Annotated in this window: 9 protein-coding genes and 2 other RNA genes; 3 read left to right on the top strand and 8 right to left on the bottom strand. The window is 39.5% G+C overall.

The window, feature by feature from the left end:
- Position 1: 1 nt before the first annotated feature.
- Entirely contained in the window at positions 2-1,093 is a 1,092-nt protein-coding gene (locus AC2TFD_RS12655) for a DUF1648 domain-containing protein (RefSeq protein WP_484675814.1), read from the top strand.
- Between the two features lie 87 nt (positions 1,094-1,180).
- Here the strand turns inward: AC2TFD_RS12655 and AC2TFD_RS12650 are convergent, their stop codons facing one another.
- A complete protein-coding gene (locus AC2TFD_RS12650; RefSeq protein ID WP_484675813.1) occupies positions 1,181-2,383 on the bottom strand; it encodes an MFS transporter in 1,203 nt (400 codons plus the stop codon).
- A gap of 304 nt (positions 2,384-2,687) precedes the next feature.
- Between AC2TFD_RS12650 and rnpB the strand changes: the two genes are divergently transcribed.
- Positions 2,688-3,073, top strand: an RNA gene (rnpB, locus tag AC2TFD_RS12645) — RNase P RNA component class B.
- A gap of 93 nt (positions 3,074-3,166) precedes the next feature.
- An RNA gene (gene ffs / locus AC2TFD_RS12640) (signal recognition particle sRNA large type) lies at positions 3,167-3,434 on the top strand.
- Positions 3,435-3,708: 274 nt separating this feature from the next.
- Here the strand turns inward: ffs and AC2TFD_RS12635 are convergent.
- The 7 genes from AC2TFD_RS12635 to AC2TFD_RS12605 all read right to left on the bottom strand — a co-directional run bounded on the left by AC2TFD_RS12635 (position 3,709) and on the right by AC2TFD_RS12605 (position 13,586).
- On the bottom strand, positions 3,709-4,245 hold the full coding sequence (locus AC2TFD_RS12635) for a VUT family protein (protein WP_484675812.1): 537 nt from the start codon (positions 4,243-4,245) through the stop codon (positions 3,709-3,711).
- Positions 4,246-4,616: 371 nt separating this feature from the next.
- Positions 4,617-5,873: an anaerobic sulfatase maturase gene (locus tag AC2TFD_RS12630; protein WP_484675811.1), complete on the bottom strand. Its 1,257-nt coding sequence runs from the start codon at positions 5,871-5,873 to the stop codon at positions 4,617-4,619.
- Between the two features lie 80 nt (positions 5,874-5,953).
- On the bottom strand, positions 5,954-8,275 hold the full coding sequence (locus AC2TFD_RS12625) for an arylsulfatase (RefSeq protein ID WP_484675810.1): 2,322 nt from the start codon (positions 8,273-8,275) through the stop codon (positions 5,954-5,956).
- 176 nt (positions 8,276-8,451) lie between these two features.
- Positions 8,452-10,443 (bottom strand): acetoacetate--CoA ligase, encoded by a 1,992-nt coding sequence (locus AC2TFD_RS12620; RefSeq protein ID WP_484675809.1) that lies wholly within the window; start codon positions 10,441-10,443, stop codon positions 8,452-8,454.
- A gap of 42 nt (positions 10,444-10,485) precedes the next feature.
- Positions 10,486-11,271 carry an enoyl-CoA hydratase/isomerase family protein gene (locus AC2TFD_RS12615; RefSeq protein ID WP_484675808.1) on the bottom strand — a complete coding sequence of 262 codons (786 nt, stop codon included), beginning with the start codon at positions 11,269-11,271 and terminating at the stop codon, positions 10,486-10,488.
- A 54-nt stretch (positions 11,272-11,325) separates the two neighbouring features.
- Positions 11,326-12,504 carry an acetyl-CoA C-acetyltransferase gene (locus tag AC2TFD_RS12610; protein ID WP_335567614.1) on the bottom strand — a complete coding sequence of 393 codons (1,179 nt, stop codon included), beginning with the start codon at positions 12,502-12,504 and terminating at the stop codon, positions 11,326-11,328.
- A gap of 197 nt (positions 12,505-12,701) precedes the next feature.
- Positions 12,702-13,586 (bottom strand): VOC family protein, encoded by an 885-nt coding sequence (locus tag AC2TFD_RS12605; RefSeq protein ID WP_335567615.1) that lies wholly within the window; start codon positions 13,584-13,586, stop codon positions 12,702-12,704.
- Positions 13,587-13,770 lie beyond the last annotated feature (184 nt).

The following is a 13,770-nucleotide window of genomic DNA, read 5'->3' as shown; positions in this document are numbered from 1 at the left end:
TATGACTCTTGCAATATTTCTTATAATTTCAATTATATTGGCTGGGATCCAAACCGCCGTTCCTTTTTTAGTCAAACGAACGGTTATTTTCGGTGTCACAGTACCAGAAAAACACCTAAATAATGAAAAGCTGAAAGCTTATAAAAAGGGGTATGCATACACCGTAGGCATTCTCTCATTTTTAGCTTTGGCTGGCTTTCTTCTTTGGGCACTATTAACTCACCCCGCCGAAGAACAAACCGTGTTGATCGGAACGCTTATTCAATTTGGGATTATTTTGTTTAGCCTTTCGCTATATTTTTTCTTTCATGGAAAAACGCAACAAATAAAAAGAACAAGTAATTGGATGGAGAACTTAAAACAAGTAAAATTCACAGATTTATCTGTCCGGGCTCAGGATGAAATGCTTCCTTGGCTGGTATATTTACTTCCCATCATCATTACTATAGGAGTTATCGGCTTTACAGTCTTTCAATATGATCTTCTTCCCGAACAGATTCCAACCCATTGGGGAATCAACGGTGAAGCTGATGCCTTTACGGAGAAAACTCCCATGTCAGCCATCCTGCTGCCACTCACACTTTTACTTATGCAGCTCATGTATTTAGGGATTCAAGTTGGTACAAAAAAATCTGGCATTAAATTAAGTGCAACCAGTACAAATGCTTCCCGGTTACGTCAGCTAACGTTACGGAAATATACAAGCTGGTTTATGTTTCTTGTTAGTTTGTTACTAACCCTTATGTTTAGTTTCTTTCAATTAAGAATGATTTATCCGGATTTATTAGAGGGAACTATTGTGGCGGCAGCACCTGTTTTTTTCCTGGTCGTTGTATTAGCAGGTACGATTGCGTTTGCTATAAAAGTTGGCCGTTCAGATAAGGTCTCAATCGATGAGACGGACGAAAAAATAACAGACTACGATGAGGATTCCCACTGGAAAGGCGGCCTCTTTTATTTCAATAAAAATGACCCCTCCATTTTCGTAGAAAAACGATTTGGCGTGGGGTGGACCATTAACTTTGGAAACCCGATCGGTTATCTCATTTTCATAGTGCCTCTCGTAGCAATCGTATTATTTAATGTATTATAATTTTTCGAGGTCATCAAAAAAGCTCCAAACTCTTTTATAGAGCTTGGGGCTTTTAACATAGAATAGTTCAATTTTTCCAATTAAATTCTAGGAATTGTATGCACTAGATTCATAGTACTTAAACTTAACCATTGATATGATTCCTAGAATCGGACCAATGCTCAAGAGAATAAACACAAACCTCCAACCAATAAAAGTTTGAATGAATGGAATTAAGTTTATTGATAGGATTGTGATTAGAAAACCAATACACATTTGCATAGTAAGAGCTGTTCCGATATATTCTGATTCGGCAAATTCTGTTATTCCAACGGAAAATTGAGCAGAGTCCGCAATTACAGATGCTCCCCAGATGATCGATACCAATACCGTTAACCAAATGACACCCCCAAAAGTAAAACCAATTAAGATTGCACACAATCCACTAATCGACATACAGATAATCGTCAAATTGGCCCTCCCGATCTTATCTGCCAATATGCCGCCCGCAATACAACCTATCCCCCCTGCTATTCCAATTGAGGTAAAGGAAGTAAACATACTAAGCATTGGATCTGAATTTGGTGAAGAGCGTAAAAAACTTGCGGTTAAAAATGCTGGAAGCCAGGTCCACATCGCATACAACTCCCACATATGGCCAAAATAACCATAATTCGCCAGCATTATCGGTTTATTTTTAAGTAACTTTGCAAAAATAGAAAAAGACCAAGAACTTTTTTTAGAATTTAATTGAATATCGGGTAAGAATATCAAAATTAGAATTGCTCCCATAAATGCTAGAATTGAACTAATTGTCAGTACCCATCTGCTATCCATATTTACAGTAAACATTGATATAAAATGTGGCATAGAGGAACCCAAAGTTAAAGCAGCAATCAAAATGCCTGTTGCCAAGCCGCGTTGTTTTGGAAACCAGTGTGCAATTATTTTTACCGAAGTTGGATAAACACCTGCTAATGTAACCCCAGTCAATATACGCAATACTATGCCCAGTGCTGCTTGGTTTACTATAACCAAGAATCCATTCAGAAAAGCACCCAACAGCGCTGAGATAACAAATAAACTTTTAACTTTGAAACGATCAGACAACCCAAAATAGGAGCTGATAAAAGCTCCTATGACAAATCCAGACGGAATGGCTGCGGCCAGAAAAGCCTCCTCTAACGGAGTTAGACTCCAGTTTTGTTTTAATTCAGATGCAATAACGGTTGTACTAAACCACAGACTTAAGCAAAAAATGACTGCAATTCCAATAATCGTTAATGCCAGCCATCGATTCTTTATCATCATTACCTCACCCTCCCAAAAAATCCAATTAGAAATATGTAATAGATGTAGTTTGTCTCAAAAAAAAACAAACTCCATAATAGAGTTTGTTTTTGAGGCTTATTAAACATTATACCAAACGATCGATTGCAGGAATTATTTTTGTGATAAGTTGATGAAAAAGTAAAATAGATATCCAGCAGAAGTAAAAACGAGATTGCATTTATCTTTATTATCCTAAATATTCCTTCTCTGGAACTGGTGTCCTAATGACTCCTTTCTCTCCTTCATGATATATTTATTCTCGTAGTTGATGAAACAAAAATGAAATGGTGAGTAATCGCGGCTCATGTAACATGAGTTGAGGAAAGTCCAGGCTCGCCCGCGGCTGAGATGCCCGGAGTGTTCGTGCCATCTGCAAAGGTGGGCAGCAGACTTCGTGCTGCTGACGGCGGAGAAATCATGCTAAGTCCTTGAAGGATATGCTGAGAGTAACCTGAAAGTGCCACAGTGACGAATTCTTTTGGAAACAGAAGAAATGGAACGGGTAAACCCCACGAGCGAGCAACCCAAACTTTGGTAGGGGCACCATCCAGCGGGAATAATGAACCAAAAGGATGGATCGGTCTTCTTGACTGATAGTCATATGATTACACCTGTACGTGCGAGATTGGCATCGTAATAGCACGCAGGAACAGAACCTGGCTTACAGCCATTTCATGCGCCGGATTTATCAACTGTTGGGGATTTAATTCCCTTCGAAAAGTACAATTACTTAAACATAAGCAAGAGTCTAGCATATACATACCGTGCTAGACGGGGAGTTTGCGGTGCCCTGTAATCCGCAATCCGCCATAGCGGGGTTGAAGTCCGACCTGAGGTTTGATCAAGTAAGGTCTGCCTTGTTAAAATAGTGCTGACAACTAGGTCCTACGCAATGGAAACCTATGAATCTGGTCAGGTCCGGAAGGAAGCAGCCATAAGTGGTCATTTCTATGTGCCACGGGGCAGCCTAGTTTGAACTAGCTTTTACAAGTTACGCTTGGTTGTTTTTAAATCAATGGTAGGTGCACGGTGTTAATTGAGAGTAAATAACGTAATTAAACTATTTTAGGAAATCTAAAGAATAGCTAACGCCACTTAAATCATGTCCCAAGTGAAGAATATTCACTTGGGCTATTTCAGTGGATTTACAGTGACTGGAACACAACTGAAGTTTACATAATATTGTTATTAGATACTAATTACTAATAAATTGCACAACATAGACTTTCTATCCAATACATATATAGGATTGGGAGCATAAAAAAAGCCCCAAGCTTCTATTAAAAGCTAGGAGCTTTACCATTTTAATTTGCAAATGTATTTTTGCTGATATTGTTGGTTTGGTGAATGATTAATGCTGCAATACCCTGAATGATGGTTTTTACAATCACTTGCCCCAGGATTGCGAATGGAACGGCCTCCCATGGTAAGAAATTTGCACCCAGCGGGCTAAGACCGATGACGACGAAAATGGCTGAATCCAATAAACCACCGACAATTCCACTATAAAGAACACGTAAGCTCATAGGCAGGTTTAACCGGGTATAAATCTCTGTATCGGTTGTTTCTGCAATTGCAAAGGAAATCGCGGATGCCATGACGATGATTAAGGTGTCCCCTAACATGTAGGAAACAATCGCCGAAAGGAATAGCGCTAATCCGATGAACATATAGGTTTTCTTTCTTCCGTATTTGTTTTGAACCAAGTCACGGAAGATGAAGGTTGCCCCGATTAATAATGTCCCCATTGGAACAATAAAGACACCTAACTGTAATGGTGCGATTGCAGCAGTTACGACGTTTGCCGCGATGATTGAAATTAAATACAATAAAATTCTCATGATGCTCACTCCCTTTGATTTTTTATCCGCAGTTTTTTCCTTTATCCCGTTAAAAAAGAAAAAACAGCATCTCTAAGAGAAGTGCTGCTTCGCCTTAGTTTTTTTAACGAGGGGTGCTAGAACCTCGACCGCAGGATGCGGATTTTTATTCATGTGAAATTTAGTTTACTATTTTTTTAGTGTTCTGTCTAGAGTGGCTTATCCAAGTTCAAAGAATGCGATAATCCACGATTTACTTTAAAGATTTGACGCAATGTGTTGTTCCATATTCCAATCGAAATATATTTGACCTTGTAATTATAAGTGTGGTTGTTTTACTATCTTTCATACTTCGTTATTGATAGATTATAATCGTTAAACTCCGAAAAAAATCAGTTTCTAACAATCAATGGCCCTTTGATGACCTGCATGATATCAGAAGCTGGCAGATTATGTTCGATTAATTGGACGATGACCTTCATGTAGCGGTGGATATGAGAAAAATATTTTTTATAGCCCGCACATAAATAATTCAAACCGGGCTCGCCATCATCAGAAAGAAGGAAGCGATGTTTCGGACATTCACCATGACAAGCAAAGCGTACTTCACAGCTTTGACATTGCTTTGGCAATGTATCTCTTTTCACATCACCAAATTCCTTCTGTTGCGGAGAACTCATCATTTTCTTTAAAGAATCTTCGGAGATATTTCCGAGTTTATATTCTGGATACATAAAATGATCACAAGAGTAAACGTCCCCTGTGTGTTCGATGATCCCTGCGTTTCCGCACGTTTCTGAAAATAAACAGATGGGTGAAGGAAGACCGAGCCAAGCAGCAAGTGCCCATTCAAAATTCATCACATGAACTTTCCCGACATCATTGCGAACCCATTCATCAAATACCTCAATCAGAAAATCACCGTATTGCTCGGAGCCAATTGTCCAAGGGGAAACCGCCTTTTGTACCTCCGATTGGGTCAATGATGGCGGTGTTGCATGTCGAAGCCCTAATTTTAAGGCTTTTGCATCTGGCAACCGTTCAACAATCGGGATAAATTGAAGATATTGAACCCCTTTTTCTTTAAAGTATCGATAGATTTCGATTGCCCGTGGCGCAGATTCCTTCGTCACACAAGTGAGGACATTATAACTAACCTTGTATTTTTGCAAGAGTGATAGACCATGTAGCACTTGGTCTGAAGTTGGCTGCCCCCCACGGTTTACACGATAATAATCATGAATCTCAGGCGGTCCGTCGATGCTTATGCCGACAAGAAAATCATTTGCTGCGAGAAATTTACACCATTCATCATCTAGTAATGTGCCATTTGTCTGTAAAGAGTTGGATATTTTTTTATCACCTGCATACTTTTTTTGGAATTGGACGACCTTTTTATAAAAATCAAGGCCCATTAAGGTTGGTTCTCCCCCTTGCCAAACAAAAGGGATTTCCGGTGCTTTTTGCGATTTTATGTAATTTCTCACAAAGTTTTCTAATGTAACATCAGACATTTTATAGCTTGGTTGTCCTGGAAATAAGGCTTCCTTTTCTGTATAAAAACAATAATGGCAATCCAAATTACAGAGTGGACCACTAGGTTTAGCGATAATATGAAAATTATCTTCTCTTTGTTTTAGCAGATTCATTTTGTTCCTCCGTTTCTCCCTTTTCCCTAATGGATGGGGTACAAAGACATTGCCTTTGTACCCCTTAATTCCTTCTTTATTTATGGAATCGTAACCACTGCTGCTTCTTCAAACGAATAAATGGCTTTCTCTATACTTCCTGAATAAGGGAATGTCCCTTCGTTTTCGTATTCAGGACTCACCGGGTATAACATATCTTCCCCAATATCTAACCCTTCAAAGGACACTTTGATAGGAAGCATTTTGATCTGTGTCTCCCCTACATTTTCATCGTTGACGTATAGGGTGCCAATACCTTCATTATTAGCGGTCTTATTAAAATGGAAGCGAAGTGTCATCTTTCCTTCCGTTAGCACTTTATCAGAAACAATTTTATATCGAGAAAATCCAGAATTATGTTCATAGATTAAATGATTGTCTTTAACATAGAAAGTATATCCACTCTTATCATTTCCTAGGGCTAACAATACCCCTTTGTCACCTTGTTTATATTCGAACGGTATTGTAATTTCGTATGAACGATTAATCGTGAAAGGTGCTGCCGATTCACTTACGTGTGTCATTTCCGGATAAAACGTAAATGTTTTTCTCGCTCGTGGTGAATCTACCGGCAGATTCGCTAATGAATTAAGAAAATGTTCGGTAAGCGGGAGGACATTATTCGCCTTTGCTTCCTTCTCCCATACTTTAATCAACTTTTCCAATCTCTTCGGTTCTTCGGCTGCAAGATCATTCAGTTCCGAAAAATCTTCATCCACATGATATAGTTCCCAGACATCGTCTTCAAATGGCTGACCTTTTTTATGAAAGGCAATTGCTTTCCAGCCCTCATGATAGATCGTACGATTTCCAGTTATTTCAAAATATTGCGACTTCTTTTTAGACTTTGCATTGCCATCCTTGAAAGTATAAGCAAAGCTTGTTCCCGTGACCGGCATTTGTTCGACGCCTTTTAAGGTTTTAGGTGACTTCACTCCAAGCAAATCATATACGGTAGCCGTAATATCACTTACATGGGTAAACTGAGTTCTTACTTTTCCTTTCTCATTATCCTCGATTCCTTTTGGCCAGTGTACAATCATTGGTGTCCGTATTCCACCCGCATATGTGGTACTTTTCACCATTTTGAATGGCGTATTGCTCACTTGTGCCCAGCCAGCAGGATAATCCGGATTGGTTGATTCCCCACCGATTTTATCCAGCTTTGCTTGTACCGTTTTGAAATCCTCTTTCATCGCATTGTAGGCAATGGCTTGGCTTGTAGATCCATTCTCACCGCCAATTGAGCTGGCACCGTTATCCGATATTAACACAATCATTGTATTCTCTAGTTCCCCGGTTTTCTCTAAAACATCAATCATTTTTCCAACTTGTTCATCCGTATGTGTTAAGAACCCAGCATACGTTTCCATGAAACGCGTATACACTTCCTTCTCATCCTCTGACAGGCCATCCCATGATTGAACACCAGGATTTAATGGAGCTAATTCCGCATCTTCAGGAATAAGCCCAATTTCCTTTTGTCTTTTAAAACGTTCTTCGCGTACCTTCTCCCAGCCCTCATCATAAACCCCATCGTACTGGTCTATGTATTCTTGTGGTACCTGGTGCGGCATATGTTGTGCCCCAAAACCTAGGTACATAAAAAATGGCTTTTCAGGTTGATTAGAAACGTGGTCAATAATATATTGACTGCCCTTTTCCACAAGCGCTTTAGAATAATGAAAGTCTTTATTGATAGGCGTTTCGATATGCGTATTGTCTTCGATGAGTTCTGGACGATATTGATCCGAGGAATCTTCAAGGTTTCCAAAATAACGATGGAAGCCCTTTCCTAATGGCCAGTTATGATATGGCCCAGCAGGCGAAACTTCTGCTGTTGGAAGGATATGCCACTTTCCAAGAGCGTAATTCGTAAAATTGTTTTCTGTGAGTACTTCGGCAACGGTTCCCGCTTCAGGGACAAGTTCTCCTCTTCGATTTGGAAAACTTGGTCCAAAGTCAAAATTGGAAACATGTCCCATTCCGACTGCATGACTGTTTCTTCCCGTTAATAACGAGGCCCTTGTTGGCGAACAAACAGGCGTCACATGAAAATTATTGTACCGAAGTCCATTTTCAGCTAGTCGGTCAATGTTCGGAGTCTTAATTTCTGAACCGTATGCACCTAAATCGGAATAACCAGTGTCATCCAAAACAATGTAGATTACATTTGGTTTTTCCGCTTGTGACTCTTCCCTCACGGAATTTTTATTATTAGCTGATTTATCTGAATTCGAATCTGCTTTTACCACCTTTTCACCGGCAAAATTTGCCGAGCAGCCAGCCATCATTGATAATGCAGAACCAAAAACGGTGGCTTTAAAGAAATTTGGAAATTTAGACTTAAAATCGCTAATCATAAACTCAAACTCCCTCCCCATAAATGTGTCTTTCTTTATCTTTAAAGCCAGAGGGACCCAAAAAGTTAGACTTTTAGGTACCCCTATCACAAATCAGTATGAGTTTCATCGTAGGACACTGACTCTGCAATAATATATCTGCCGCTTTTGAAAATCAGTTTCCAATTCTTTTACAACTATTTGACCATTCCCGAGGATAATTGTTCGCCAAATTTAACAAAGTACGTTAACGATTGTGGATTCAATAATGACCCGATGTTAACCGCTTTATCAACCGGTAAACCCATTAAAATCTTCTTAATCGGCACTTCTAGTTTCTTACCATTTAAGGTTTTCGGAAGTTCTTTTATACTAAAAATATCATTTGGGACATGTCTTGGAGAACAATTTTCCTTAATCGTTTGCTTAATATTTGCTTTTACAGCATTTGAAAGCTCGAAGCCTTCTTTTAGAACGATAAATAAAGGCATGTAGGATTGTTCTGCACTTATTGGAATATCGACAATTAAACTATCCATTACTTCTGGGATTTTTTCGATGGCACTGTAAATTTCACTTGTTCCCATTCGAATACCGCCACGGTTTATGGTTGCGTCTGATCGGCCGAATATAATCGCGGATCCTCTCGTCGTAATTTTAATAAAATCTCCATGTCGCCAAATATCTGGAAATACATTAAAGTAACTATCTTTATAACGTATTCCCTCTTCATCATTCCAAAAGTAGATCGGCATGGATGGTATTGGTTCTGTAATCACAAGTTCACCGATCTCATCAATTACTTCTACACCGGCATCATTATAAGCCCTTACCGCCGCCCCCAATACACGAGCCTGTATTTCGCCTGAGTAAACCGGTAAAATTGGACTTCCCCCCACAAAGCCCGAACAAATATCCGTTCCACCACTCGTAGAAGTAAGCCAAACGTCCTCTTTTACATGCTCATAAATCCAGTCAAAGCCACTTTCAGGTAACGGCGACCCAGTAGAGCCTATCGTTCTTAAGGGAGAGAGATCAAATTGTTCCTTAGGAATCAATCCTGCTTTCATACTGGCCATTAAAAAGCTTGCACTCGTTCCAAAAATGTTCAGTTTCGTAGATTCTGCAAACTTCCACAACGTTTCATCGTTTGGATAGTTTGGATTACCATCAAATAGGACAATGGTTGCTCCTGTCAGTAACCCGCTAACGCCAATATTCCACATCATCCATCCTGTAGTCGTGTACCAAAAAAATCGGTCGTCCTTCCTAATATCCATTTGAAGACCAAGGAATTTTAAATGCTCTAACAGGATTCCTCCTTGGCTTTGAACAATTCCTTTTGGTTTTCCTGTGGTACCGGAAGAATACAATATCCAAAGAGGATCATTAAAAGGAACTGGCTCAAATGTTAAAGCAGCATTATTATTTTCTTTTAAAACCTGATTCCACAAAATAGAATTATCTATCACTTCAGGTTTTTCTTGTAAATATGGAATGAGAATGGTTTGTTTTAGTGTCGGCAATTCTGCTTGTATTTTTTTCAAATGATCCAGACGGTCATAAGTCTTTCCGCCATATTGGTAGCCGTCAACAGCAATTAATACAGTTGGTTCGATTTGTTTAAACCGGTCAATGACACTTGCGATTCCAAATTCCGGTGCGCAGCTTGACCAAACAGCACCGATACTGGCACACGCTAGAAAGGCTGTGATCGTTTCTGGAATATTTGGGGCATAAGCAACGACACGATCCCCCCGCTTAACCCCTAACGACTTTAAATGTTTCGCGATTGCCGCTGTATTCTTTCTTAATTCAACCCAGCTAAGTTCCTGTACTGGGCTTATCTCTGATTGATAAATAATTGCAGGTTTATTGGGATTCTCCTGCCTAAATATATGCTCTGCATAATTTAAATTCGCACCCTGAAACCATCTAACGTTTGGCATTTTATTACCTGATAATACTTCTTGATAAGCCCCTGTTGCTTTTATATCAAAAAATTCCCATATAGCTGTCCAAAAGTTTTCAATCTCCGTTACCGACCATTGCCATAATTCATTATAATGGTTAAATGTAAGCCCTCTTTTTTCCTCCAGCCAAACCATAAATTTTTTAATATTTGACTCATTTATCATTTGTTGAGAGGGCTCCCAGAGTAACTTTTCTTGTATTTTATCTGCTTTCAATCCGATCCCTCCATTTAAGGATTCTGAAATCACATAAATCTTTTATTCTAAGAAATTCGCTTCACGCTTTTCAAGAAAAGCAGAAATTCCTTCTTTCCCCTCTTTACTGCTTGCTCTAGTTGCGAGTAATAAAGATTCCTTACTCATTTGCGACTCCAGCGTTTCTTGAAGAGAGTGATAGAATAACTTTTTCGTTGCTCCATAGGCATTCATTGGACCTTTTGCCAACTGTTCAGCAATACTTAGGACTACTTCCATCAGTTTCTCATCGGAAACTACCTGATTGACGATTCCCCATTCACATGCCTCATCCGCCGTTAACTGCCGATTGGTATACATTAACTCTAATGCTCGTCTCATCCCGACAAGACGAGGTAAGAAATAACTCCCTGACCCATCCGGTGTTAATCCAATTTTGTTATAGGCCATCACAAATTTAGACTTCTCTGAGGCATATACCAAATCACATGCACAAGCAAGACTCATTCCAGCACCAGCTGCGACTCCATTTATAGCCCCAATAATAGGTTTGTTCATTCTTGCAAAAAGGGAAATGGCTTGATGCAGATAAAACGTCACACTTTTCAAATGCGAGCTTATTTCATCTCCCTCTTGGGCAAAGCTTTTTAAATCGCCCCCAACTGAAAACTTATTTCCAGCACCGGTAATCACAACTGTTCGAATACTTTCACTCTCAGAACAAAAAATGGCGACTTCCATTAATTCCTTGGCCATTTGCAAATCAAGAGAATTGGCTGCTTCTGGACGATTTAACGTAATGACTCCAACATGATTTTCAATAGATAAAAGGACTTTATTGTTTTCCAATGATCGTTCCCCCTCATACTTCATCCAAATTTCACTCCGATATCTTCCAGTGTCTTACACAGACTCAATAATCATTGCAATGCCTTGACCGCCGCCAATACACAGGGAAGCTAAACCATATTTCAAATTCCTTTTCTTCAGCTCAAGTGCTAACGAATAGGTGATTCTCGTACCACTTGCACCAAGGGGGTGACCGAGGGCGACCGCACCACCATTAACATTTACTTTTTCCTGGTCAACCCCTAACTCTTTGATCACAGATAATGCTTGTGCAGCGAAAGCCTCGTTAAATTCAAACAAATCTATGTCACTTAAAGAGAGTCCAGCATTTTCCAACGCCTTTTTACTTGCTGGAACAGGGCCAATTCCCATAATTTTTGGGTCTACCCCTGCCACTCCCCATGAAACAATCTTGGCTAATGGCTTTAAATTATGTTCAATTACATAGTCTTCAGAAGCTAATATGACAGCAGCAGCACCATCGTTAATACCACTGGCATTGCCTGGGGTTACTGTCCCATCTTTCTTAAAAGCTGGTCTTAATTTGGCTAATCCTTCTACATTCACATCTGTTCTAATATGTTCATCCGCCTCAATCACGGTTTCTTTCCCTTTTCTACCTTTTATCACAACGGGAACAATTTCATCTGCAAATCTTCCGAGATCCCTTGCCTTTCCCGCCTTTTGCTGCGATTGAACAGAAAATGCATCTTGCTCCTCACGAGAAATGTTATATTTTTCTGCCAGATTTTCAGCGGTCATACCCATTCCACAACCCACATATTGATCAACCAAAGTTTCCCACAACATATCTATCACAACAGGAGCTTTATTCGGTGAACCAAATCGGGTTCCCTTTATTATTTGCGGTGCTGTACTCATGCTCTCGGTACCACCAGCCACAATGACTTTCGCTTCTCCTAACGCAATGGACTGTGCTCCTGATACAATTGACTGCAAGCCTGATCCACAAAGTCGATTCAAGGTTAGGGCTGATGATGATTCTAACATGCCGCTTTTTAAACCAATATGTCTGGCCAAATAGGGTGAATGTTCAGCAGTTTGAATTACATTTCCAAAAATGATTTCATCTATATCGGAAGCTGGAATACCGCTTCTTTCAATGGCTCCTTTTGTTGCTGCCACACCTAAGTCAACATCACTAACATCCTTAAAAGACCCACCATACGTACCAAAAGCTGTTCTCGCACCATCAATAATATAAGTTGTCATTGTTTTACTCCTCCATTCATCTCTTTTACTAGTAAAAACTTATCCTATTACTATGTAGAATTTTGTGAATCAATCTAATAGGTAAAGAAGAAGAAAGGGGATCAAAAAAACTGCTTCTAAGCTCTCAATGTCCCCTAATTTCCTATACCTGTTGGTTTTAGTCTAGAACTATAATGCCCATTTCTAAAGAAGACTTCTTACACTTTTGCCAAGTCTAATTCAAATTCAGTGCCCCAAGCACTTAAGGCTTCCCAAACTTTTGGTTTTTGGGGCAGAATTTCATGCCATGGACGAGGCTCGAAAATTCCAAGTTCTGAAATAAAAACGTCCATGTCTGTATATAATTCCACCACATTTTCTTCTGGGTCATGATGGTAGGTGGCAATGTTATGTCCAGCAGTATGTCGGGATGGTCCCCAAAGAACAGGACGTCCATGCTTCGCTAATAGATCAGAACTGGCATATTGATGACTTGCGTCTTTTAATTGGAAAGCAATATGGTGCAGGCGCGTCTCCTCTGATGCGACAATATTGATCACATGGTGATCGGTATTACAGGTTAAGAAATTAGCGAAATCTACTCCGATTTGATCGGTAAAGGCAAAATTTAAAACTTCCTGATAAAATTTAATCGTTTCCTTAAAATTTTTCGCATAAAAAGCAATGTGTCCTAGTTTAAGAGGAACAATTCCTGAACTTCCAAAACCAATCGCAGTTTGTTCCATCTCCGTAAAGATTTCAAGTACATTCCCTGCTGGATCCTGCAATTCTAGGAATCTTGAAATACCAGGTTTCGCGTCTATTTTCATACTTGAGGCAATCCCTTGGGAATGGAGTTGCTCCTGTACTTTTTCGAGTGTCATCTGTCCATCTAATTGATAGCCATATCTGCGAATTGCCTTTTCTTCTGCAGGTGTAATGACAATATTATGATGATCAAGGCCGTTACTTAAATAGGTCACTCCGTCCTTTTCCTCCGTAACCCGATATCCCATTGTATGGGTATAATAGTCCACCATTGCACCGGCATTTTTTGCAGAAAAATCAACATAAGCTAATCGAAATACTTTTACATTGGACATCATACAATCCCCCTAATTTGGTTAATTTAAAATTATTTGAATCCATTCATTAGCATTCTTACAAAAAAACATAGTATAATTACTTTTTAGACTTTTAGCCGAGTCTATTAAAATTTGTTTCTGATTTGCCCTCAAGTAATTCAGAAACGTATGCTAAAGGATCCCCATCCTTTATGCTGGTACA

Source organism: Neobacillus sp. plas4 (assembly GCF_057221695.1).
This window is presented reverse-complemented; position numbering and strand designations above follow the sequence as displayed.